The organism is Nocardia sp. Root136, from assembly GCF_001427185.1.
In the GTDB taxonomy this organism is placed as follows: Bacteria; Actinomycetota; Actinomycetes; order Mycobacteriales; family Mycobacteriaceae; genus Nocardia; species Nocardia salmonicida.
Genome location: NZ_LMFE01000011.1, coordinates 76,581 through 99,648, shown reverse-complemented (window position 1 = coordinate 99,648; position 23,068 = coordinate 76,581). Strand labels below are relative to the sequence as shown.

At 67.0% G+C, this 23,068-nt stretch carries 22 protein-coding genes, 1 tRNA gene and 1 other RNA gene; 12 read left to right on the top strand and 12 right to left on the bottom strand.

What is annotated here, in order from left to right; translation table 11 throughout:
- The first annotated feature begins 166 nt into the window (after positions 1 to 166).
- The gene (locus tag ASD42_RS28105) at positions 167 to 760 is read left to right on the top strand and encodes a DUF4190 domain-containing protein (RefSeq protein ID WP_056822069.1); all 594 of its coding nucleotides are present in this window, start codon (positions 167 to 169) and stop codon (positions 758 to 760) included.
- Positions 761 to 830: 70 nt separating this feature from the next.
- On the opposite strand, the gene ASD42_RS28100 is transcribed toward ASD42_RS28105, so the two are convergent.
- Genes ASD42_RS28100 through ASD42_RS28090 form a run of 3 tightly spaced genes read right to left on the bottom strand, consistent with a single transcriptional unit; the run spans position 831 to position 3,014 of the window.
- Complete coding sequence (locus tag ASD42_RS28100; protein WP_056822068.1) at positions 831 to 1,553, bottom strand: RDD family protein; 723 nt, start codon at positions 1,551 to 1,553, stop codon at positions 831 to 833.
- 45 nt (positions 1,554 to 1,598) lie between these two features.
- Positions 1,599 to 2,519: a tRNA glutamyl-Q(34) synthetase GluQRS gene (gene gluQRS, locus ASD42_RS28095; protein WP_056822065.1), complete on the bottom strand. Its 921-nt coding sequence runs from the start codon at positions 2,517 to 2,519 to the stop codon at positions 1,599 to 1,601.
- Between the two features lie 9 nt (positions 2,520 to 2,528).
- The gene (locus tag ASD42_RS28090) at positions 2,529 to 3,014 is read right to left on the bottom strand and encodes a DUF309 domain-containing protein (protein ID WP_056822063.1); all 486 of its coding nucleotides are present in this window, start codon (positions 3,012 to 3,014) and stop codon (positions 2,529 to 2,531) included.
- A gap of 421 nt (positions 3,015 to 3,435) precedes the next feature.
- Between ASD42_RS28090 and ASD42_RS28085 the strand changes: the two genes are divergently transcribed.
- Entirely contained in the window at positions 3,436 to 3,645 is a 210-nt protein-coding gene (locus ASD42_RS28085; RefSeq protein WP_056822060.1) for a DUF397 domain-containing protein, read from the top strand.
- Between the two features lie 96 nt (positions 3,646 to 3,741).
- The gene (locus tag ASD42_RS28080; protein ID WP_056822058.1) at positions 3,742 to 5,172 is read left to right on the top strand and encodes a WS/DGAT domain-containing protein; all 1,431 of its coding nucleotides are present in this window, start codon (positions 3,742 to 3,744) and stop codon (positions 5,170 to 5,172) included.
- Between the two features lie 10 nt (positions 5,173 to 5,182).
- Here the strand turns inward: ASD42_RS28080 and ASD42_RS35485 are convergent, their stop codons facing one another.
- Together ASD42_RS35485 and ASD42_RS28070 are read right to left on the bottom strand one after the other, a co-directional pair.
- Entirely contained in the window at positions 5,183 to 5,665 is a 483-nt protein-coding gene (locus ASD42_RS35485) for a helix-turn-helix domain-containing protein (RefSeq protein WP_056822056.1), read from the bottom strand.
- A gap of 266 nt (positions 5,666 to 5,931) precedes the next feature.
- Entirely contained in the window at positions 5,932 to 6,576 is a 645-nt protein-coding gene (locus ASD42_RS28070; RefSeq protein WP_056822053.1) for a helix-turn-helix domain-containing protein, read from the bottom strand.
- Positions 6,577 to 6,924: 348 nt separating this feature from the next.
- On the opposite strand from ASD42_RS28070, the gene ASD42_RS28065 reads away from it, so the two are divergent.
- Positions 6,925 to 8,376: a threonine/serine ThrE exporter family protein gene (locus ASD42_RS28065; RefSeq protein WP_082843790.1), complete on the top strand. Its 1,452-nt coding sequence runs from the start codon at positions 6,925 to 6,927 to the stop codon at positions 8,374 to 8,376.
- A 21-nt stretch (positions 8,377 to 8,397) separates the two neighbouring features.
- On the opposite strand, the gene ASD42_RS28060 is transcribed toward ASD42_RS28065, so the two are convergent.
- The 3 genes from ASD42_RS28060 to ASD42_RS28050 form a co-directional block, all read right to left on the bottom strand.
- Positions 8,398 to 8,826 carry a DUF5994 family protein gene (locus tag ASD42_RS28060; protein WP_056822051.1) on the bottom strand — a complete coding sequence of 143 codons (429 nt, stop codon included), beginning with the start codon at positions 8,824 to 8,826 and terminating at the stop codon, positions 8,398 to 8,400.
- 263 nt (positions 8,827 to 9,089) lie between these two features.
- Positions 9,090 to 9,174, bottom strand: a tRNA-Ser gene (locus ASD42_RS28055).
- 67 nt (positions 9,175 to 9,241) lie between these two features.
- Positions 9,242 to 10,231, bottom strand: coding sequence for a hypothetical protein (locus ASD42_RS28050; protein ID WP_056822049.1), 990 nt, complete (start codon positions 10,229 to 10,231; stop codon positions 9,242 to 9,244).
- A 153-nt stretch (positions 10,232 to 10,384) separates the two neighbouring features.
- On the opposite strand from ASD42_RS28050, the gene ASD42_RS28045 reads away from it, so the two are divergent.
- The 3 genes from ASD42_RS28045 to ASD42_RS28040 all read left to right on the top strand — a co-directional run bounded on the left by ASD42_RS28045 (position 10,385) and on the right by ASD42_RS28040 (position 12,535).
- A complete protein-coding gene (locus ASD42_RS28045) occupies positions 10,385 to 10,957 on the top strand; it encodes a TetR/AcrR family transcriptional regulator (protein ID WP_056822738.1) in 573 nt (190 codons plus the stop codon).
- Between the two features lie 26 nt (positions 10,958 to 10,983).
- An RNA gene (gene ffs, locus ASD42_RS33530) (signal recognition particle sRNA small type) lies at positions 10,984 to 11,078 on the top strand.
- 170 nt (positions 11,079 to 11,248) lie between these two features.
- Complete coding sequence (locus ASD42_RS28040) at positions 11,249 to 12,535, top strand: aminotransferase class I/II-fold pyridoxal phosphate-dependent enzyme (RefSeq protein WP_056822047.1); 1,287 nt, start codon at positions 11,249 to 11,251, stop codon at positions 12,533 to 12,535.
- A 14-nt stretch (positions 12,536 to 12,549) separates the two neighbouring features.
- Here ASD42_RS28040 and ASD42_RS28035 read toward each other — a convergent pair whose 3' ends face one another.
- Entirely contained in the window at positions 12,550 to 13,392 is an 843-nt protein-coding gene (locus ASD42_RS28035; RefSeq protein WP_442938679.1) for a methyltransferase domain-containing protein, read from the bottom strand.
- Between the two features lie 40 nt (positions 13,393 to 13,432).
- On the opposite strand from ASD42_RS28035, the gene ASD42_RS28030 reads away from it, so the two are divergent.
- From ASD42_RS28030 to ASD42_RS28020, 3 genes are all read left to right on the top strand, one after another.
- The gene (locus ASD42_RS28030) at positions 13,433 to 14,011 is read left to right on the top strand and encodes an HhH-GPD-type base excision DNA repair protein (RefSeq protein ID WP_056822044.1); all 579 of its coding nucleotides are present in this window, start codon (positions 13,433 to 13,435) and stop codon (positions 14,009 to 14,011) included.
- 105 nt (positions 14,012 to 14,116) lie between these two features.
- Complete coding sequence (locus ASD42_RS28025) at positions 14,117 to 14,827, top strand: hypothetical protein (protein WP_056822041.1); 711 nt, start codon at positions 14,117 to 14,119, stop codon at positions 14,825 to 14,827.
- A 365-nt stretch (positions 14,828 to 15,192) separates the two neighbouring features.
- On the top strand, positions 15,193 to 16,473 hold the full coding sequence (locus ASD42_RS28020; protein ID WP_056822040.1) for an ROK family transcriptional regulator: 1,281 nt from the start codon (positions 15,193 to 15,195) through the stop codon (positions 16,471 to 16,473).
- Between the two features lie 65 nt (positions 16,474 to 16,538).
- Here ASD42_RS28020 and ASD42_RS28015 read toward each other — a convergent pair whose 3' ends face one another.
- Positions 16,539 to 18,161: a DUF2207 family protein gene (locus tag ASD42_RS28015; RefSeq protein ID WP_056822037.1), complete on the bottom strand. Its 1,623-nt coding sequence runs from the start codon at positions 18,159 to 18,161 to the stop codon at positions 16,539 to 16,541.
- Between the two features lie 278 nt (positions 18,162 to 18,439).
- Here ASD42_RS28015 and ASD42_RS28010 point away from each other — a divergent pair, with 278 nt between their 5' ends.
- Together ASD42_RS28010 and ASD42_RS35480 are read left to right on the top strand one after the other, a co-directional pair.
- On the top strand, positions 18,440 to 19,351 hold the full coding sequence (locus ASD42_RS28010; RefSeq protein WP_056822036.1) for a neutral zinc metallopeptidase: 912 nt from the start codon (positions 18,440 to 18,442) through the stop codon (positions 19,349 to 19,351).
- A 3-nt stretch (positions 19,352 to 19,354) separates the two neighbouring features.
- Positions 19,355 to 20,488 (top strand): neutral zinc metallopeptidase, encoded by a 1,134-nt coding sequence (locus ASD42_RS35480; protein WP_235569859.1) that lies wholly within the window; start codon positions 19,355 to 19,357, stop codon positions 20,486 to 20,488.
- Here the strand turns inward: ASD42_RS35480 and ASD42_RS28000 are convergent.
- Both ASD42_RS28000 and ASD42_RS27995 read right to left on the bottom strand, forming a co-directional pair.
- Positions 20,485 to 21,762 (bottom strand): ammonium transporter, encoded by a 1,278-nt coding sequence (locus tag ASD42_RS28000; RefSeq protein WP_082843793.1) that lies wholly within the window; start codon positions 21,760 to 21,762, stop codon positions 20,485 to 20,487. The two genes, ASD42_RS35480 and ASD42_RS28000, sit on opposite strands and share 4 nt — an antisense overlap.
- Positions 21,763 to 21,916: 154 nt before the next feature.
- On the bottom strand, positions 21,917 to 22,741 hold the full coding sequence (locus ASD42_RS27995) for a hypothetical protein (protein WP_056822732.1): 825 nt from the start codon (positions 22,739 to 22,741) through the stop codon (positions 21,917 to 21,919).
- Between the last annotated feature and the right edge of the window lie 327 nt (positions 22,742 to 23,068).

Genomic DNA, 23,068 nt, shown 5'->3' with positions numbered 1-23,068 from the left:
CCCAAGACACACCCCGCCCACCACCCGGACCCGGCAAACGCCCCGATCTGGACTGAGTGGAGGGTGCGACGAAGGAGTACCCGGAGGGAGGGAAGATCGGGGGCCCGAAGGGCCCCGACTCGAGCGCGCCAGCGCTCAAAAGACACAGATGGAATACCCTGTAGCAATGACGAATCCCGGCGATTCCGACGAGTGGTGGAAGCAGTACGGCGGCTCCGGCGTGTCTCCGGAGTCCGGCGCGCCGGGTTCGGTGCCGCAGCATCCGACCGCCCAGCCGTCGCAGCCTTCCAATTACCCGTCGTCGCCGCAGTATCCCCAGCAGCCGGCGCCGCCACCCTCGCAGCCGCAGTACCCGCAGCAGCCACCGTCGCAGCCGCAGTACCAGCAGCCCAACCAGCCGCAATATCCGCAGCAGCCGCCCGCTTACGGGCAGCCTCCTGCCTACGGCGGTTATCCGGCCGCGGGTGCCTATCAGCCGTACGGTCAGTACCCGCAGCCGCAGGGCACCAACGGGCTGGCGATCGGCGCGCTGGTCTCCTCGCTGATCGGCCTGTGCAGCTGTGGCCTCGGCGCGATCGTCGGCATCATCCTCGGCGTGATGGCGCTCAACCAGATCAAGGAGCGCGGCGGCGAAGGTAAGGGCATGGCGCAGGCAGGCATCTGGATCGGTGTCGCCGCGATCGTGGGCTGGATCCTCTACATCCTGTTCTTCGTAGTGCTCGGCATCGCTGGTGGCCTGGATTCGTCCACGACCTACTGACGTCGAAACACAACAGGGGCGCTTCCGGATTCCGGAAGCGCCCCTGTTGTTTTCGTCAGGTGAAGGGAAATCAGCCCTTGACGACCTGCGTGCCGCCGGCGAACTTGTCGTGCCAGCCCTGATTGTTCGGGTCGTTGCTGATCGTGACCATGATGTAGATGGCAAGGCCGAGGCTGACGAGGCCGCCGACGCAGGGGATCAGGCCGACGATCGTGAAGAGGTTGCGCTTGAGAGACTGCTCGGGCGTCAGGCTCGGCGCACCGCCGGGTGCGAGCACGCGCAGACCGAGGATCTTCTTGCCCAGTGTCTGACCGTTCTGCGTGACCTCCATGGCCACGAAGTAACCGTAGATGGCCAGCGACAAGATCAAACTGGTGACGATCTGGCCGCCGGTGCCACTGCCGACGATGAGCCCGAGCAGGATCGCGACGGGGATGCCGACGATCAGGTAATCGATCAGACGCGCACCGATCCGGATTCCCAGATCCGCGGACTGCACGCCGCCGAAGCCCTGCTGCTGACCGTACTGGTCCTGCGGCTGACCGTATTGGCCCTGCTGCGGGTAGCCCTGCTGCTGACCGTACGGGTCCTGCCCGTAGGCCGGCTGCTGCTGACCGTACGGGTCCGGCTGGCCGTAACCGGGCTGGGGTGCGCCGCCGTGTCCGGGCTGGCCGTACGGCTGCTGCTGGCCGTAGCCGGGCTGCGGCTGCTGCTGGCCGTAGGGGTCCTGGCCGTAGCCGCCGGGCTGACCGCCCTGCGGGTACTGGTTGGGGTCGTAACCACCGCTGGTCATAATCTCAGTCCTCGTATTGATCTTCTAGATCGGTCAATGCGTACGTTACGGACATCCCTCTGGTCGGAACAACCCGATAGGCTCGAGTATCCACGGTTTCTCAGGGATGCGTGCGGGGTCGAAAACTTCGCGTAGTTCGGCAGTGGTCCGCACGGTATATCCGAGGGACTCCGTGATCGCCGCCACTACGTCCTCGGGAGTGTGACCGAGGGCGCGTTGATCCGAAAGGCTCACGGCCCCGTCACGTTTCGCGAGCCGCTTGCCTTCTTCGTTGAGCACCAGCGGTACATGGGCGTAGGTCGGAGCGGTGAGTCCGAGCAGTTCCGCGAGATAGGCCTGGCGCGGGGTGGACGGCAGGAGGTCGTCACCGCGAACCACCTGGTCAACACCTTGGGCGGCATCGTCGACGACGACGGTGAGGTTATAGGCGGGGATACCGTCGCCGCGACGCAACACCAAATCGTCGACAGCGCCTCGATATCGGCCGTGCAGCAGATCGGTGATCTCGTACTCGGTGACCTCGGCCCGCAATCGCACTGCGCCGGTGCGCCCTTCGGCCCGCTTGGCCGCGCGCTCGGCCTCGCTCAGCTGACGGCAGGTGCCGGGGTAGGCGCCCATGGGTCCGTGGGGTGCGGTGGCGGCTTGCTGGATTTCGCGTCTGGTGCAGAAGCATTCATACGTGCGTCCGGCCGCGGTGAGTTCGGTGACAGCGGCCGCGTAGACCGGCAGCCGGTCGGATTGGTAGACCACCGGGCCGTCCCAATCGATACCGATCGCGGCGAGGTCGTCGAGCTGGCGCTGCGCGGCGCCGGGACGAACGCGGTCCAGATCGTCGACACGAATCAGGAACTCGCGCCCCGAGGTTCGCGCGAAAAGCCAGGCGAGCACCGCGGTACGCAGGTTTCCCACGTGCAGCTCGCCCGAAGGGCTCGGCGCGTAGCGGCCCGCGCCTCGACTGGTTGGCACCCCTCGATCCTAGGTGGGCTCTCGGCACAGCCGCGTCCGCAGCCGTTCCTCGGTGATGGCGTCACCGGTATCGAGCGCGACGAGCAGCTCCTGCGCGTGCGCGACGAGCCCGGCGCGGTCGACATCGTGCTGCTGGGCATTCGCCGGATAGGACTCGAGCCGCTCACTCGCGCGGCGCAGCAGAGTACCCGCGCCCTTGGCGTTGCCCCGCTGGATGTGGGTGAGCCCCACGGCGTATTGGGCCAGTCCCTGCCAGAGCATCCGTTCGGCAACCGGCCCGTTCTTCCACGCTGCCTCCAATACCTCGTGGGCATTGAATGCCAATCCGTCGTCCAGCAGTTGCTGAGCGAAGGCCAGAGTTTGCTGGGGCCCGAGCTCGAGATCGTCGGGAATTCGGGCGACTCCGGCACTGCCGGGAGGCAGCGGTCGGCCGAGTCGGTCGCGGGGACGGTCATTATGGGCACGACCTGCGGCATCACGGTCACGGGAGATCATCCCCCCATGATCCACGTCTGTCCTCGATGGTGCTCATGTGGCTGTTGGGACACTCGAGAAATTGACGTATCACGGACTAATCACATGGAAGTAAATCGGGATGTGTCAACCGGATCGGGAATGGGTAAGAGGGGCTGGCAATGCCCCCGCAAACGTGAAGCTTCGCAAGCTTGGCAAAACGATATGGGAAAGCAAATTCTCTTCCGCAACATTGCGGAAGACCTGCTAGTGTTTCTTCCGCGGGGGCAGCCCCCGGAGGCGGAAACGCCTCGATGCGCTGGTTCGTGCCGGTCAGTTGCGCGCGCCGTGTGGCAGTGCCTTGTGTGCCACGAAGTAACTCATCGGTCGCGCCGGATTTCGGAATGTTGCAACGATTCCAGGAGTTATCCCCTCTTCTCGATGGACCAAAGGAGCAAGTGCCGTGGAAGTTGATGTGACCGATGCTGTGTGGCGGAAGAGCACCTACAGCGGACCCGATGGGAACTGCGTCGAAGTAGCCTTTCTCGCCGGCGGCGATATCGCCGTTCGCGACACCAAGGATCGCGGCCGCGGACCCGTGCTGGCCTTCGGTCCAGGGCAGTGGCGAGCCTTTCTCTCGGATGTCACCGCGGGAGAGTTCGCGCGCGGCTGAGCCGCGAGATGCATCTCGAATGGGCAACACCGGCCCCGAGTCGAGCGGACTCGGGGCCTTCTCAGTGACCTCGGAGGTTTGGCCTATCGTGGCCGGATGACCACGATGGCCGCGCGTGACGCGACGATGTACTGGCTGTCACGCCGCACCGCCAACGACGTGTTCCTGCTCTACTCTTTCGCCGAAACCGATACCGCCACTGACGAACTCCATGATTTCGTCGCCGCGCGTGCCGTACGCATTCCGGATCTGCGGATCCGGTTACAGGAGATACCGGGCGATCTCGGCTATCCGCGCTGGGTTCCGGTCGAATTCACGTCCCAGCAATTCACTCACCACCGCCCCGACGGCCTGTCGTGGCAGGCGTTGCTCGCGGATCTGGGCGAACTCTTGGGTACCCGTGTCGTCGCGACCGAATACCCATGGCGCATCCATGTTTTCCGGGCTGTCCACGGTGCCCCGCGATCGACGGGGCCCGTTGTGGTGGTGGTGCTGCAACTTTCGCACGCACTCGCCGACGGCACCCGGGCCGCCGCCATCGCGCGAGCACTCTTCGGGACGGCTGTGGATGAAGCTGTTGTCCACAGCACACCCGGTGCGCCTGTGGATAACTCGGCATATCACCCGGTCGGACCTGCCCAAACTTCCACACCGCCTGTGGATTCCTGTGGACAACCCTGTGGATGGATTGCGCGACGGGTAGATCCGAGAGTGATTGGAGTGCTGCGCTTTCCCGGACAGCTGGCCGCGACAGTGTGGCGCGGGCGGGCCGCGTACCTGGCCCAGCGGGAATTGGCTGACCGGACGGCCGCGGGCGAAGTCCCGGCGGCCGCACCCGGATTCGCGCCGAGTGCGCTGAACCCGGCCTCCCCGGTTGCCGACCACACGGTGCGAATGCTGGTCGTCGATGTGGACGACCTCCGCATTCCGGGCAAAACCGTCACTGTCGTTGCGCTGACGGCGATTTCGTCCGCGCTGGTCGACTACCTCACCGAGCGCGGTGAGCGACCGGAACGGTTGGGGACGGCGCTACCGATGGCTCTTCCGGCGCCGAGCACGGCGCGCAACAACTACCGCGGACTGTCCATCGACCTGCATATCGACGAACCCGACCTGCGTCTGCGCGCGAATCTCATCGCCGATGACCTCGCCACCCGTCGTGAACGGGCGCTCAATCCGCTGCTCTCCGCGCAGGATCGAGTCGGCGAGGTGGTCCCCGCTGTCCTGGCGGTGCGTGATGTCGAACGCGCCGACCTGGACGACGTTCCCGCGACGCTCGACGGCAACACCGTCGTCTCCAGCGTCTATCGCGGCCAGGGCGACCTCGCCTTCGCCGGTGGCCCGGTCCTGTTCACCGGTGGTTTCCCTGCTCTCGGCAGCGTCATGCACCTCACCCACGGGGTCCACGGAATCGGTGAAACCATCACGCTGTCCGTGCATTCCGATCCACGGGTGGTGCCCGATCCCGACCACTACCTGCAACTGCTCGCCGAGTCGCTCGACCGGGTGGTCGCCGCGCACCGCTGAGCGCCCGGTTTCACCGAATTCGTCCGGGGGCGGTGCTGTTTCCAGCCCGGTTCAGCTCGGCGCCCACCGCGAGCAGCGCCGAGCGCACAGCCGTCGCCGCATCGGTTCCCGCGGCTTCGCCCTCGAGCACACCGTCGATGCGGAACGGGCAGAAGTACCCGGTTCCGCTGTCTCCCTGGTGTGGTCGCCCGATCTCGATGAGCGGGCCCGTCCGGTGCGCGGCGGCGATCGCCGCCGCGAGTGCGGCGTCGGCGGCTCGCGGATCACGTCGGCGAGTGCCGGGTAGCGCGGGCCTCGATTGCGCGTGTACCCGCTCGTACCAGGCGATCACCTCGAAAGATGCTGCTCGCGCACCGGTTTCGTAGTGACCGAGCGCCGCCCTGCTGTACGGAACGCGAGTGGCCAACGCGGCCAGTGACAACCCCGCCTCTTCCCGCAGTCGCCGCAACCGAGCTCCGACGATGCCGTTCCCCTGCTCGCCCCGACTGGACATGGACTCATCGTAGAGAACTGTAGACGTTTGTAGACGCTTTTTGCTGTCCAAAAGGTCTTGACGGCGACCATACTTTTCGTGGCGGCTCAGAAGCCACAATACCGCGCCACTCGTGCAAGCACTGACTCGTTCGGAGGGGAACCGATGGAGATTTTTCTGTGGATTGCTCTGGGGCTGTTCGTATTCGGGGCGCTGAGCCGCTACCTACTACTTCTGCCGCCCGAGGACGACGGGCGTCCGAGCGTCGCCGAGATCCGGCGGCGGCTTCAGGCCGAGCGAGAGGGGCCGGGCCACGATTCGACACTGCCGTCGGTGCGCAACATTTCCGCCAGAAGCTTTTCGGCGTCGGACTTCTCCCGCGCCAGGACGCTCCAGCCGCGCACCAGGCCGTCGGGGCCCGATTTCGTCGTCCACGAGCCGACGGCATGAGCACCCTGGGGATGGAGCGAGTAGTAGATGGTGCCTATCGGGAACGCGATATCCATGCCGCGGACCCAGCCGGTGAGCGCCTCGCCCTCCCAGACTCGCATCTCGCCACGCACCTGGGTGATCGGATCCGATTCAGGCGCAGGCGATTCGGGGGCCGAGTCGAGCATCAGATGGTCGCCCTCGTGCCGGATGGTCACCGCCGCTACCTCGACCTCGTCCGGGTGGTTCGCCGGTTTCTGCCAGGCTGCCCACCAGTTACCCGCCAGGTCGACGCGGTTGTCCACGATGCCGGCCAGCTCCGCCAGCGAGACCTGCAGCGCGTCGGCCAAGCGGACCGCGACCGGCAGCGTCGGCGATTGCTCTTCGGACTCGTACCTGGTGATCTGGCGCGAGCTCACCCCGATCGCGGTGGCCAGCGCGGGCTGCGAGAGCCCGAGCAGCCTGCGCCGCTCCTGGATCACCTTCCCCGTCCCGGTGTTCATACAGTCATCGCCTCCATAGCCTGCCCCTCCCGTCACACCCTGCCGGACACATCCGCACCAGACCCGCCGACATCGCGGGCCGCCGTCCTCCGTCACGAAGACCACTGGCGCGCCGCACATGCCGACTGTGTGGCCGATTCTTCCATTTCTTCGCTCCAGCAGGCCCGTTTCGTGCTGACTCAGCACAATGGCTGTGGTCCTCGCTGCCTCCAGCACCTGGCCGCGACGGCCTACAGCACCGGACTGATCGACGACATCTGAGGGTGAACTCCAGGTCAGCAGGCCCGACACGTTGACGAACTGGTTGCGAGACGGCGAAGGCGCTGCGATCGCCGTTACCGTCGAGGTATGAGTGCGGACCCCCTGGCGGAAGGCGACGGCGCCACGATTATCGAACGCCCAGGTCTGCGCCGCCGGTGGTGGCGGTTGCGCCGACCGTTCGTGCTGCCGTCGCAGCGCGCCACCGCCGACAATATCGTCGCCGCGCCCACCCCGCTGCAACCGATCGATCTGGCCGACGACGCCGAGGTGTCGCAGGTACTCGACCTTGCGGTGCGGGTGGGTGAGGTCGTGCTCGCGGCGGGCACCGGTGTCGGCGACACCACCGCGCAGGTCCGTTTCATCGCTTCCACCTACGGTTTGAACAGCTGCGATATCGACGTCACCTTCGACGCGATCCGTATCTGGGCCGACCGAGGCCCGCGACTGCCGCCGGCCAGCGATATGCGGGTGGTGAAGTATCGCTCGCTCGACTTCACCCGACTGGCCGCGGTCGACCGGCTCACCCGACGCATCCGCAGCCAGATCGTCCCCGTCGACCAGGCGCACGCCGCCCTCGACGAGCTCATCTCGTCACGGCACCCCTATCCGCGCTGGGTGTCGACGGCGGGCTGGTCGTTGCTCGCTGCGGCGATCGCGGTGCTGCTCGGTGGTGGGTTCATGCTCGCCGCCATCAGTTTCGCGACCACCGCGGTGATCGATGTGGTGAACCGGGTGCTGCATCAGCTCGGTCTGCCGTTGTTCTTCCAGCACATGATCGGCGGTGTCATCGCCGCCGCCCCTGCCATCGCGCTCGCCGCGTTCAGTGAGCACTGGCGGGCCGATGCCGCGCTGATCGTGGCCGCGGGGATCACGGTGCTGCTGTCGGGTCTGCAGTTGGTCGGTTCGGTACAGGACGCGATCACCGGCGCGCCGATCACCGCCGCGGCCCGCATGCTCGAAGTGGTGATGATGACCGCGGGCATCGTCGCGGGTATCGGTTTGGCGCTGCGTATTTCGACGATGATGGGGATCGCGGTGCCGGAGATCGCGGCGAGCGCCGGTCGCGACATCGAATATCTGCCGATCAAACTGATCGCGGGTGCCGTCGCGGCGATCGCGTTCGCGCTGGCCTGCTACGCCGAGCGGCGGGCGCTGGTCGCGGCCGGGCTCAGCGGCGCGGGCGGCATCTTGGCCTTCCTCGGCGCGCAGGATATCGGCTTCGGGCCGGTGGTGGCTGCGGGCCTGGCCGCGACGCTGATCGGTCTCGCCGGTGGTCTGATGGCGCGTCGCGCGCTCACCCCGCCCTTGGTCGTCGCGGCGGCCGGAATCACACCGTTGCTGCCAGGTCTGAAGGTGTATCGCGGGCTGTACGCCCTGCTCGAGGACGAAACGCTGCTCGGTTTCGGACAGATCCTCGGTGCGTTCGGTGTCGGCTGCGCGCTGGCCGCCGGCGTCATTCTCGGTGAATGGTTCGACCGCTTGCTGAGCCGCCGCGGTGCGCCACGCGACTTCGATCCGACCTACACCAGCGACCGGTGAACGGACCGGTACGCGGGTGGGCTAGATCTGCACGAGGGTGCGAGGCCCGTCGGCCGCCGTGTCGGCGGGCGCCGGGTCCTGGATGCGCGGCTTGCCTGCCGCCCAACGCATCTGGCTGCGGGCCGCGGGCGCCTCGGTGGCCGCGGGGATGACCAGCAGCGCGAGCGCGGCGCCGTTGCTGCCGACCACGTGCATGATGCGCGCGGCCTGGTCGGTGCGGGCTGTGCTGTCGCCGGATTCACCGGCGGTCCAGTCGAATCCGAGCCGGGCGAGCTTGCCGATCCGCGGTCCGACCGCGGCCACCAACTGGTGCAACTCGGTCATCGGCTGGTCGGTTCGCGGCCACCAGGCGCCGTCGATCGGCCCGGTGGTGGCTGTGCGGTCACGCAGCATCAGCCGGATCTGCCCGGACGCGTCGCGCCCGATGCTCGTTTCAGGTGATGTCTTCACTTCGTCGTTTACTTTCTGATTTCTGTGCGATCGACGCCGCTCACGGCATCGATCGGCGCGGTCCCAACTCGGACCGGCGCGAAGGTTGGGTACCCACTGGACTGTGTCGGCACGCACGTTAGTTTTGGGGCGGCGACGACGGTATATGGGTGTGGTGGGGGTCTCCCGCACCATCGGGGCTCACTCTACGGAAGCCCACTGACAGATCCACCGATTAAACGAACAGGGCCCCGACCGGCGAACCGATCAGGGCCCTGCTGTTGCGGAGGATAGGGGATTTGAACCCCTGAGGGCGTTAACCCAACCCGCGTTCCAGGCGAGCGCCATAGGCCACTAGGCGAATCCTCCGTGGAGCAGCATAGCGGGTTGCAGGGGGTCGATGCCAAACCGGCCCCCTGCGACGGGTTCTGACCTGCTACTTCTTCAAAGCTGCCAGCACCTTGCGGACCTGCGTCTCGGCGGCGGTGCGCATGGCCGCCTTGTCGACGGTGCGCATCGTCGACACCTCGATCTCCACCTTCACCGAGATATTGCTGTCGTGCGCGGCCACCACGACGGAGTAATCGCTCGGGATGGAACCGTAGGTGTGCTGCTCACTGGCGTAGTACGCCTCTGTGCCGAGACCGCTCACCGGGCCGTGGTCGTAGTCCTTGCCGGTGGTCTTGGTGTCGTAGCCCTTCCAGCGCGCATAGTCGGACTCGGTCTCGCTCTCGGTCTTGAACTCGACCTCGAGCCCCAGGCTCGCGTCGTTGGCGTTGCGGCCCGTCTCCTTATTCTTTGCGTCGCAGTCGTAGGAGCCGCCACCGATGTACTCCGACGGTCCGCGCTCGGTGTGGGTGGTCGTCTCGCGGGTGGACGACCACTGGTTCAGCACCGTGAGATCGACCAGGTCGCAGGCGTTCTTGCCGTCCTTGTAGACGTAGCTGCCCGCCCACTTGTCCGGATCGGGTCCGAAGGGGTTGTCGTCGACCTTGTTGGCAGTGAACGCGATCAACCCGATCACGAGCGCGCCGACCGCGACGATGGCGCCGCCGACGATCCACCACACCGCCTTGTTGCCCGACGAGGGCGGCCGCGGCGGTGGCGCACCCCACTGCGGCTGCGGCGCCTGATAGGCGCCCGCTTGCGGATGCGCGTACTGCTGCGGCTGCGGGTACGGCTGTGGGTTCACGCCGCTCTGGTAGGGCCCGGGTGGGGCGGTATAGGGCTGCGGGTTCGCGCCGCTTTGATACGGCGTGGGCGGTGCGGTGTACGGGCCGGGCGCGCCGATATTGCCGCGCAGCACGGTCGGGTCGGCTTGTGCGGGGTTCTGACCTGCGCCTTCGCCTGGTCGTTCCCACCACGCGACAGTGGGATCGGACGGCGGCACACCGTCGCCGGATGGTTGTTGATTCGGGCCGGTCACGAGCGGGCCCCCTCTCCAGTCATGGGGAACCGGAACCCCCCGCTGCCGATATCGGATAGATCGTAGCCAGCGTCACCGTCGGGGCGGCGGTTATACGGCTGCGTACACTCGAGTATCGACTGGCCGGGTGTGGTCGTCGTCGATGGATATGAGGTGGAACACGTCGTGGGTACCGCGCGAACTCCCCGGATCAGATGGGTCGAGGAAGGTCTGGCCGTGCTGGCGTCCTCGGGCGTCGACGCGGTCCGGATCGAGGCGCTGGCCAAACGCATCGGCGTGACCAAGGGCGGGTTCTACGGTTACTTCGCCGACCGCGACGCACTGCTCACCGCGATGCTCGACGCGTGGGAGAGCGAGGCGACCGACCAGGTGCTCGACCACGTCGAGCACGCGGGACTCGACCCGAAGACCAAGGCGCGCGTGGCCGGGCTGCTCACGTTTTCCAGCCATCGTCTGCTCCCGATAGACCTGGCGATCCGCGACTGGGCTCGCCGCGACGACGACGTCGCCGAACGCCTGCGCCGCGTCGACAACAAGCGAATGGCGTTGCTGCGCGAGACAATCGGCGTGTTCTGCGAAGATCCCGACGAGGTGGAAGCCAGGAGCCTGCTCGCCTTCTGCGCCACCATCGGCAGTCACTTCCTCGCCGCCGATCACGAGGGCCGCACTCGCGTCGAAGTACTCACCCGGGCCGCCGACCTGCTGTTCGAAGACCGGAATCGCTAGTAGGCGGAACTACCGCTACACTGGCCGACGGATCCCGCGCGGCGAGCATCCTGTGAACTCCCCCAGGGCCGGAAGGCAGCAAGGGTCAACGGGCTCTGCCGGGTGCGCGGGGTCCCCTTTAATTTCCAGGGGTCCCTTCTCCGACTGATCGGCCTACGCACCTTCGCAGCGTGCGAGCCTGATCCGGGTACGGATACCCCACCGATTCCGACCAGCCGCCGGGTAACGTTGCGGAAGTCAGCACGCGCAGCGTGCACACCCCCACCTTGCTGCTTCGAAAGGCTGCCCAGGATGCCCCGGCAAACGCAGATCGGTTTGATGAGCCACGAGGAACTCGTGTCCGAGCACGAGTCCCAGACCGCGAATTACGCGACGCTCCGCACCGAGAAGCTCACCCTGGACCTCACCCGAGGTAAGCCGTCGCCGGAGCAACTCGACCTGTCCGTGTCGCTGCTTTCCCTGCCGGGCGACGGTGACTTCCGCGACAGTTCGGGCACCGACTGCCGCAACTACGGCGGCCTCACCGGCCTGCCGGAACTACGCGCGATCTTCGGTGAACTGCTCGGCATCCCGGTCGAGCGGCTGCTGGCGGGCAACAACGCCAGCCTCGAGATCATGCACGACCTCATCGTGTTCTCGATGCTCTACGGCACCCCCGACTCCCCGCGCCGCTGGGCCGACGAGCCGATCAAGTGGCTGTGTCCGGCCCCTGGCTACGACCGTCACTTCGCCATCACCGAGGCGCTCGGCATCGAGATGATCACCATCCCGATGCGCCACGACGGCCCCGACACCCACGCCATCGCGACGCTGCTGGCGAACGATCCGCAGATCAAGGGCCTGTGGGCGGTGCCGAACTACTCCAACCCCACCGGTGTCGTCTACTCCGAAGAGGTTGTCCGCGAACTGGTTTCGATGCCCGCCGCGGCGCCCGACTTCCGCCTGTTCTGGGACAACGCCTACGCGGTACACCCGCTCACCGATACCGCGGCCCCGGTTATCGACGTCCTCGGCCTGGCCGAGGCGGCGGGCAACCCGAACCGTCCGCTGGTGTTCGCGTCGACCTCCAAGATCACCTTCGCCGGTGCGGGCGTGAGCTTCTTCGGGGCGTCGCAGGCCAATATCGACTGGTACCTGTCGCACGCGTCGAAGAAGAGCATCGGCCCCGACAAGCTCAACCAGCTGCGGCACCTGCGCTTCTTCACCGATGCCGAAGGTGTGCGCGAGCACATGCAGAAGCATCGCGCGCTGCTCGAGCCCAAGTTCGCGCTCGTGCGCCGCATCCTGGAAGACCGCCTCGGCGCCTCGAAGGTGGCGTCGTGGACCGAACCCAAGGGCGGCTACTTCATCAGCCTCGATGTGCTCGACGGCACCGCGGCTCGGGTGATCGCCCTGGCCAAGGAGGCCGGCATCGCGCTCACCGCCGCGGGCTCGGCCTTCCCGTACAGCAAGGATCCCGAGGACAAGAACATCCGCATCGCCCCCAGCTTCCCGCGGCTGCCGGAGCTGGAGAAGGCGATGGACGGATTGGCGACCTGCGTGCTGCTGGCGGCGTCAGAAAAGCTGCTCGAGAGCTGAGTTGGCGGCTGGACTCAGGTCGGTTTGTGGACCAGGGCGCCGAACAGGGTGACGGAGATGTGGATGTCGCCGCGGTCCGCGCCTGTTCGTAGGTCGGCGAGGAGCTGGTCGCGTTCGGTCGCGGTGATCACGCCGCGCAAGACCGCGAGGTCTGCGATCCGGCGCACCAGCGCGCCCGCGCCGACCGTGCGGTCCTGCACCAGCGCGTGCGAGCCGATCTCGTCGACCACCAGTCCGGTTCCGCTGAGCAGCCCGGCGAGCCGGCGACCCGACAGCGGATTGGTGGTCGAGGAGATCAGGGTGTCGATCACCGCGCTCACCACCCGTGGGTTGCCCGGGTGGACGATCGCGGTCGCCCAATCGCAGTCGACCACCACCGCGCGTCCACCGGGTCGCAGCACCCTGGCGATCTCGGCCGCCGCTCGCGCGGGTGCGGTGAGGTGCTGGAACACCCGCTCGCACAGCACCGCGTCGAAGGTGTCGCTGCCGAACGGCAGGCCGTAGGCGTCACCGGAGACGAACGCCGCCTTCGACCCGGACTCGACCGCGCGGCGCTGCGCCGAGGCCAGCAGATGCGGGTCCGGCTCGACGCCGACCGCGGTGCCGCTGGGCCCGAGTTCCTCGGCGAAGGTGAATACCTCCGATCCGGTGCCCGACCCGACATCGAGAGCGCTCTCGCCGGGCCGCAGCGCCAGCGCGCTGTGACTCCAGGCGCCCAGCGCGCGCATTCCGGGTCGGGTGACTTCCAGATCATGGGCGTCGATCAGCTGATCCTGGCCTGCTTGGTCGAAGCGGGCCGGGCGTGGGGTGTAGTCGGTCATACGCACCGCCAGTGTGGGAGCAGTCCTCGTGAGCATGGACTCAGAGGCTACTGGTGAAATGTGTCACGATGAATGTATGACTCGCACGCTGTGCCTCGCGCAGGAATCCGAGGCCGACGAACTGCTCAGCACCGACGATTTCGCGCTGCTGCTGGGGATGTTGCTCGACCAGCAGTACCCGATGGAGCATGCGTTTCGTGGGCCGCGCAAACTCGCCGAGCGGATGGGCGGATTCGATCTGCACCGGATCGCCGAAGCGGATCCTGCCGAATTCGAGGAACTCGCGGCCACCCCGCCCGCGATTCACCGCTATGGGCGGTCGATGGCGCGGCGGGCGCAGGCGCTCGCCCAGTATGTGATCGAGCATTACGACGGTGTACCTGCGCAGATCTGGACCGCGGGCGACCCCGATGGCAAAGAGGTGCTGCGACGATTGCAGGACCTGCCGGGGTTCGGAGCGCAGAAGGCGAAGATTTTTCTCGCGCTGCTCGGCAAACAACGTGGCGTGCAACCGGACGGCTGGCGAAAAGCGGCCGGGTCCTACGGCGACGATGGATCGCGACGTTCGGTCGCCGATGTCGTCGACGCCGAAACGTTGTCAGAAGTAAGGGAATTCAAGAAGCAGGCCAAAGCCGCGGCAAAGACCGCAGGGTGAATTCTTAGTTACGATCCGGTTGCTTTTATCCCTCGTCACCGGGGTGGATCTGCTCGAAGCTTGTTTCTCGAACAGCTCCACAACAGATGAGGGATTGGCAGTTTTATGAAGATGAGGAAGTTCGCCGTTGTCGCGGCGCTGTTGACTGTGGCTACCGGCATCACTGCAGGAACCGTCAACGCCGCGCCGGCCGCGCAGGCCGATACCCCCGTGAACTTCACGGCCCAGGAGGTCAACGGCACGTCGGTGATCACCACCGATGCCGGCTCGCTGGTCGCGGAGGACGGCGCCTTCAAGGTGAAGGCTGCGAACGGCTCGACGATCGCGGCCACGCCGCTGACGTTCCGGCTCGACGATTTCGAGCTGCCCATCGCCGCGGAGATCTCGGGCAACACCGCGACCCTGACGCCCCAGCTCGACGTGTCCAAGGCCGTGTACAAGCCGGTTGCCCTTCCGTTCGAGGACAAGGCGCCGTTCAAGACCGAATACGACCGTGAGGTCGCGGCCTGGAACCGGTTGACCAGCACGATCTCCCTCGGTGCTGCGGTCGGCACCCTGCTCGGTGGCCTCACCGGCGGTGCCGTCGGTTGCGTCCTCGGCGGCATTGCCGGCGCGACCGTCGCCGCGGCGACCATCGTCGGCCTCTTCGGCCCGTTCCTGCCCGCGGCGGCTATCGGCTGCATCGGCGGCATTCTGGCAGTCGGCGCCCTCGGCACGCTGGTCGGTCAGATCTTCATCACGGCTCCGGTCGCGATCGGTGCCGCTATCCAGTACTTCACCACCGTCAACGCACCCTTCACAGCCCCGGCCAAGTAGCCACGCGCAACCCCTCCCGGAACTTCGGTTCCCGGAGGGGTTTTGTCGTTTTCGGGATGATGCGCACTGTATTGCGCGCCCAGGGCGCCGCGCTGAACTGGGAATATGGTGTGCCGCACCGCACAATTCGCCGGTTTGGGTTGGATGGGTCGGGATTCGGTGTTAACTTGATTGTTATGTCCAGCAACCATCTGTCCGCCCAGCGGGTCACCTATGTGACCGCCGCTCTGGGCTTGCGGTTGCCGTTGACGCGCGAACTGTGTCGTTCCTGCTTCTGCAGCTGATCCTCTCAGGTTCGCGAGCTGCCACGCCCCACGTGTAGGCAATCCCGTTGAGATAACGGGATTTTTGGCAAGGAACTTCATATGTCTGCTCCCATCATCGATCGCCCCGCCTCCCGGACGGGCGCCGTTCGCCCTCGTGTTTCCCGCCCTGTTGTGCCGCCGGAGCTGCGTCGTAGCGACAACCCCGCCGCCGCCGTGCTGCGAACCGCCGCTTCGGGTCCCGTCTCGCGTGACAACGCCGCGCGAGCAACGGGGTTGAGTATCGCCACCGTGAATCGTCAAGTGGCGTCGCTGCTTTCGGCGGGACTGCTGCGTGAGCGGCCCGATCTGACCGCCGCGGGTGCCGTCGGTAGGCCGCGGGTGCCGTTCGAGATCGATCACGACGCCTATCTGACGCTCGGCATCCATATCGGCGCCGAGGCAACGAAGATCGTCGCCGCTGATCTGCGTGGGCGCATTCTCGGTGGGCTCGCCATCGCCACACCGCAGACCGGGCAGGAGTTCGCGGTCACCACCGTCGCTCGCAGCGCCAAGGCGTTCCTGCAGCGCTGGCATCGCCGGACCCCGCTGTGGGCGGGCGTGGCCATCGGTGGCCGGGTGGATCCGCAGAGCGGTGTGGTCGACCATCCGAAGCTGGAATGGAAAGGCGCGCCGATCGGGCAGGTGCTCGGTGACGTGCTCGAGCTGCCGGTTTCCGTCGCACCGCACGTCGAGGCGATGGCGGCTTCGGAGCTGCTGCTGCCGACCTTCGATGCTCGTCGGCCCGAGCCCGATACCGAACTTCCCGCTGTTCAGCACGGCAGCAGCCTCTACTTCTATGTTCGTGAGACCGCGGGCATCGCCGTGACTCTCGACGGACGGGTCCATACGCCGAGCAACGGGCCCGGGTCGATCGCGCACCTCCCGACCGGGTCCGATGTGCAGTGCACGTGCGGACGGCGTGGGTGCTTGGAAGTGACCGTCGGTGACCGGGCGTTGCAGGCTCGGGCTGTCGGTCGCGGAATCATCCCGGCGCACAACGGGACTGCCGGCACGACGATCAACGATCTGTATCGGGCCGCTGAGTCCGGGTCCGAATCGGCGCGGGAATTGCTCGCCGAGCGGGCGACGATGCTCGGGCAGACCGTCGCGCTGGTCCGGGACATGCTCAACCCGGACCGAGTTGTCCTGGGCGGACAGGCATTTACGGGTTACCGACCCGCGCTGGGGCATGTGGCCAGGGCGTTCTCGCAGAGTACGCAGTTGGCGGCCACGGATATTCGTATCAGTGGATTCGGCGGCAAGGTACAGGAATTCGCCGCGGTGGTCACGTCGCTGAGCGCGCTGTACGCCGACCCGCTGGCGGCTATTCGTCGGGTATAGGAAACCGGGACAAAGAAAGCGCCCCGCGACTCGTCGAGAGTCGCGGGGCGTTTCGCGTAGACGGATCAACGCGGGTTGAACGCGCCTTCCAATGCCGTGATGAAGAACGGGAATTGCGCGGCGAAGCGGTGCAGGTTGGGGTCTCGGTCGTAGCCGGCGAACCAGTAGAGACCCGGTTGTGAGTCGGCGGCGGGGTTCATGTCGCGGAAGGTGCGGATCCAGTTGTCGGCTCTGCCGCTGATCACCGTGTAGGGGAGCGCGCGGGAGAAGATCGTCTCCTGGTCGATGGGGGGAATCCGGTCGCGGGTCACGGTGTCGAGGCCGCGGTGCATGGCGCGGATTCGGCCTGCGACGGTGTCGCCCAGTGGGGTTCGGGTGGGGAGGTAGTTGGGGAGCAGCAGCGCCGCGCCACCCGCGAGGGCGATGGCTACGCCGACCAGAGCGTGGCCCGAGGTCAGGGCGAGCGTGATCGTGATGACCACGCCGAGGGCGATCAGGGCGGCGCCGATCCAGCGGGGCAGCGCCCGCTGCTTCGGGTCGGCGAAGGCGCCGGTGGCGACCGCGTCGTTGCGCATGGCGGCGCGGATCGGGTCCAGCTGCAGGCGGCCCGGGGTGCGCAGTTCGCGGACAGCGACGGTGTCGGTGCCCTCGGGGAGCAGCATGTCGTAGACGGTGCGTTCGTAGTCGCGCAACTGGTCGTCGGGGGCGTTGACGCGGCTGATGCGCCAATCGTCTTCGCCGCGCGCGTTCACCGGGGTGATCCACAGGTAGCGCCGGACGGCGAGATCGACGACGGTGGCGGCGATGTCGACCGGATCGGCGTGCTCATCGATGATCAGGCCCGCCTCGCCGGGGAGCACACCGTCAGGGGAGACGAACTCGACCCGGCCGCCCTGCTGGATCAGCGGATCGAAGTCGTCGCTGCCCCTGACCGCGGCAGCGGCCCGCTTCCGCGCCAGCAGCACGTAGGCGATCATGCCCGCCAATGCCAGTAGCAGGGCGCCGAACGCGGCGAGCACGGGCGTGGTGAAGGCGAAGGGGCCCGTACCGCCGCCACGCACATCGGCATTCGCGGGCACGGTGCCGGGGGGCATCTGCAAGGTGAGGTCGATGGCATCGCCCTTGCGCAGGTCGGTCTGGTGCAGGTACAGCACGCCGTCGGGTTCGGTGTGGACATCGGCGCACGGCTTGGCATTGCCCGCGGAGCCGAGTTTGCAGTCCACGATGCCCATTTGGAAGCTCGGGCTGATCACCGAGACGTCGAGCACGGCGATATCGGCGTTGAGCACGCCCAGCCAGTGGAACACCTGGGTGCCCGGCATGTCGGAGACGGTGTTGTGCACCGTATACGTGAACTTCGATTCGCCAGGCTTGGCTTCGACGACGAACTGGTCGTTGACGGTGGTGGCGGTGCCCGAACCGCTCGCGGTCACATCGGTGACCTTGAAGACCCGCTCGACATCGTCACCGACCTTGAGGCGCAAGGGCAGCGACATCGTGAAATTTCCCTCGGCGGGCACCGCGACAGTTTCGATGACCTCGAGCACACCGGTTTCGGTGAGCGTGAGGTCGGCGGTGATCGAAACACCGGTGGTCGCGGGCTGCGTGTTGGCTACCGGCGCGGCCATGAGCAACCCCGCCGCAGCGAGCAGCAGCGCGCCCGCGGCGCCCCCCCGAAAAGTCAGCATGGGTGCTTACTCTAGACAGCTTGCTATTCTGCGTCAGCGGCTGTCGACGACTCATGAGACGAGGGGGGTACGGGGGAGTGACTCAACCACCGTACGGTTATGGGCCGAACGGCCCAGGTGGACGACCGGTTCCACCACCCCCCGGCTATGGTCCGCCCCCGGGATACCGGCCACAACCGGGATATGGGCAGCCAGGTTATCCACAGCCTCAGGGTTATCCACAGGGTTACGGGCAGCGTCCGGCGTACGGTCCGCCGCCGGGATACCGCCCACCGCCCATGCCCTACGGGCCGCCGGGCAGGCCGACTCCGCCGCCGCGTAAGCGCGGTGGTGGCTTCACCTCGGTAATCCTCGTGGTCATCTTCCTGCTGGTCGGTGGCCTGGTGAAGTACGCCGTCAACACCGGCGTCGACCTCGGCATCGGCGCGATCGGCCCGAAACCGACCACCACCTACACCCCCCAGCCCGGTACCGCACCCGCCGCGACCGGGGACAACCCGCTGCTCACCGACTCCGACGGCACCCTGGTACCGGCATCGTGCGACTACGCGCCGTGGGGCACCCAGGTGGACAAGGCACGCGCCTTCTTCGAATCGGCCGCGAAGTGCCTCGAGTCGGCGTGGAAGCCACTGCTGGCGGAGAACAATCTGCCCTTCGAGTCGCCGACGCTCAGCGTCACCGCGACCACCGACGGCATCACCACCCCGTGCACCGGATCGACAAGCAACTTCGCCGCGTTCTACTGCCCGGCGAACAAGACCATCTACATGCCGATCAGCCAGCTGCAGACCGAGCAGTTCCGCGACAACTGGGTCGTGTACCTGTCGGTGTTCGCGCACGAGTACGGCCACCACGTGCAGGCCCAGTCGGGCATCCTGCGCAAGGCCAACAGCGAGCGCGTCGACGCGGGCGCCCGCTCGGCCAAGGGGCTCGAGCTCTCGCGCCGAGTCGAGTTGCAGGCCAACTGCTTCGACGGCATGTTCATCGCCTCCTCGAAGGGCGGCGGTTCGCTGACCTCCTCGCAGGTCACTGTCGCCACCAAGGATTCCTACGGCCGTGGTGACGGCCCCGGCGACATGCGCGACCACGGCACCGCGGAGCACGGCGGCCAGTGGTTCGAAGCCGGCTTGGATCGCAACCTCACGGCTCAGTGCAACACCTTCACGGTGTCTGCGAGCGAAGTGAACTAACTGATGTCACAACCGCCCGGCTACGGGCCCTATGGGCCTTACGGCCCGCCGGGGTACCCGCCGCAGCAGCCCTACGGGTATCCGGCCCCGCAGTACCAGCGACCGATGCCGCCGCCTTACGGTAGGCCGCTGCCGCCGCCGTACGGCTATGCGCCGCAGGGGTATCCGCCACCACCGCGTCGTGGCGGATCCGGCGCGGTCGGTGCGGTGCTGACGGTGTTGACCGTGTTCGGTGTCATCGGGCTGCTGTTGGTCGCGGTGACCGTGTCGGATCAGAGCTCGCCCGGTTCGGTCGCCAAGACGACGCCGCCGAGTTTCACCTACAGCTCGAATTCGCCGGTGCCGACCACGAATCCGACGTCGGCGCGAACCACCACCACCGCGCGTACCACCGCGCCGACGACGACCGAACCCGCAGGCCCGCAACCCGTTATCGCTCTCGGCCAGCATCCGCTGTTCAAGAACGACGACGCGGGCCTGACGAACATGGACTGCGATCTGCCGCGCTGGTCGACCGACGTGGTGGTGGCCAAGGCCTACTTCGCGGCGGCGCAGGTCTGCCTCGATCAGATGTGGCGGTCGAATCTGGCTGCCGCGAATCTACCGTTCACGAGCCCGGGTCTGGTTGTCGCCGAACAGCCTTCGCAGCTGTCGTCACCGTGTGGCGGCGCCACCAGCGACGCGTTCTACTGCAGTGCCTCGAGCACCATCTACATGTCGACGGCGGGTCTGGTCCTGCACAACACCCCGTATCCGCCGATGGAAGCGCTGTCGGTCTACGCACACGAGTACGGCCATCACATCCAGGGGCTCACCGGCCTGCTGCAGGCATCGTCGAATCAACGTCGTGAGCAGGGCACGATGTCGGCGGGTGGACTGGAGACCTCACGCCGAATGGAGTTGCAGGCCAGCTGCTTCGGCGGCATGTACATCGGTTCGTCGGAAGCGGGCGGTTCGTGGACCTCGCAGGAGGGCTACGCCGCGGTGAAACACAACTACAACCGCGGTGACGGCAACGGCCGCCACCGCGATCACGGAACCCCGGACCACAACGGCAATTGGTACAACCAGGGCTACTCGAAGAACCGCAACTTCGAATGCAACACCTGGCTGGCCCCATCGGACGAAGTGAGCTAGGTCCCGTAGTGGCCCTCGCCGAAGCGGCGGGGGGAGGAACCGTGCACGCCTTCGGCATAGGCGGTTTCGGCGTGGAGGGCGAAGTCGATGCCCGCGGTTTCGTCTTCCTTGCTCACGCGGAAGCCGATGATCTTGTCGACCCCCTTGCCCAGCACCCACGAGACCGTGAAGGCGTAGGCCGCGACCACGAATACCGCGACCAGCTGCTTGCCGAGCTGGGCGAAGCCGCCGCCGTAGAGCAGGCCGTTCACGCCGCCGGTCATCACCTGGGTGGCCAGCAGGCCGATCAGGACGGTGCCGACGATGCCGCCGACGAAGTGCACGCCCACCACGTCGAGCGAATCGTCATAGCCCGCTTTGTGTTTCCAGCCGACCGCGAACGAACACACCACACCGGCGGCCAGACCGACGATGACCGCGCCGAGGGTGTTCACCACGCCGCAGGACGGAGTGATCGCGACCAGACCGGCCACCGCACCCGAGGCCGCGCCGAAGGTGGTGGGCCGACCGTCGCGGACCTGTTCGACGATGAGCCAGCCGAGCATGCCGAGGCTGCCCGCGACCAGGGTATTCAGGAAGACCGCCGCCGCGGTCCCGGTGGCGCCCAGCGCGGAGCCCGCGTTGAATCCGAACCAGCCGAACCACAGCAGGCCGGCGCCGAGCAGCACGAACGGCAGGTTGTGCGGACGCATCGCATCGATGTTGAATCCGATCCGCGGCCCGAGGACCAGCGCCAGCGCCAAGGCCGAAGCGCCGGAGGCGATCTCGACCACCAGGCCGCCCGCGTAGTCGAGCGCGCCGAAATTCAGCAGCCAGCCGTCGGGTCCCCACACCCAGTGCGCGATCGGCGCGTACACCGCCAGCGTCCACAGCGGAACGAACACCATCCAGCCCGAGAACTTGGCGCGGTCGGCGATGGCGCCGGAAACCAGGGCGGCGGTCAGGATGGCGAACGTCAGCTGGAAGGTGACGAACAGCAGCTCCGGAATGGTGCCGCGGACGGAGTCGGGGGTGATCCCGGCCAGCCCGAAGTGCTCGAGATTGCCGATCAGGCCACCGCCCGCGTCGTCGCCGAACGCGAGGCTGTAGCCGGCGACCAGCCAGACCACGGTGACCAGCGGGATCGCGATGAAGCTCATCATCAGCATGTTCAGCACGCCGGTCGAGCGCACCATCCCGCCGTAGAACACGGCCAGCGCCGGCGTCATCAACAGCACCATGGCGGTGGCCGCGAGTAGCCAGGCGGTGGCCGCCGGGTCGATCGTTGCGGGCACGGGGACTCCTTTCACGCGTGAATGCGTTGCAAGGAAGTTACCGAACGCGCACAGGATAAAACCCGTCAGTCCGGTCGGCCGACCAGCGCGGTCACCCGGATCTCGACGCGCATGCCGGGGGCGCCGAGGGCGGCTACGCCGATCTGAGCTGGCGCTAGGCCCGGTTCTCCTTGGCCAGCGCCCGCACGCCGCGCTTGCCGGGAACGGGCAGGTCATCGCCGTCGGCGAGCCATTCGGCGGTGGTGAGCCAGCGGCGCTGAGCATGCGCGTCGGCCACGTCGAAGAACAGGCGGCGGCCGCGATCGTCGCGTGCGTCGCGGGCGAGCACGGCCCAGCTCGGCGGCTTGCCCCGCTCGGCGGTGTGTTCCACGACGAAGCCCGCGACCAGCTTGCCGACCATGTTGACCGGCTTCTGCGAGACCCGATTGCCATATTTCGTGGTGTGCCAGCGCCGCGCCGGGCACAGCGAACCCGGGCTCGCGTTCGAGGCGATCCAGCCGGCGCGCTGCGCCCGCTCGATCAGCCACAGATGCTTGACCGCCGACGGCGCGATCTCACCCACCCGTTCGGCGATGAGTTCGCAGACCTCGGTATCGGCGAGGATGTCGCGCCTGGTCGGACCGATGTTGTGATCGGTCCAGTGCGCCGCGGCGAGGCGGGCGAGGATGCGACCGAACTCGTCGATGCTGCGCTGGGCGCGACGGCCGAGCCGCTCGATCCGCTCGGCCTCGCGGCGCATCTCGTTCTGCGCGGTGAGCGTGCGAATGGCCGCCATCGTGGGTACCTGCCCGCGTTCGAGCAGTTGCAGGATGGCGTCGGCGGTTGCCGGGTCGGCCGCGGCCGCGACGGGTAACGAGTCGCGTTTGATGTCGAAGTCTTGTGGGCTGATCGCCCGACTCAGTAGCCCGACCGCGGCGTTGTCGCCGGCGAAGTCGGTGTGGGCGAGCCAGGCGGTTGCGATGTCATCACACGACAGCACGGTGAAACGTTCCTCCGGTCGGTGCGGTGGGGGAGCGATCGGTGCGCGAAGGTTGTGCCCCGGTCGGGATGAGGGACCGGCCGGGGTCACCAACCTGATGAAGGTTTGGCCACCGAAGTTGCCGAGACCCACGGTAGCCAGGCACTTGCGCTGCTGTCACGATCGTTCATTGTTTCGTTACATCCAGTAAGAAGCCGTCAATCGGGGAATGGGTATGTATTTCTGCTGCAACCAGGATCTACAGATTGATCGATAGTGGATTCGCCGCGTGGATGGCAGTCGATAGCTCGACCGTTGCGCATGGTGGACCGCTTTGCTCCTACGCTT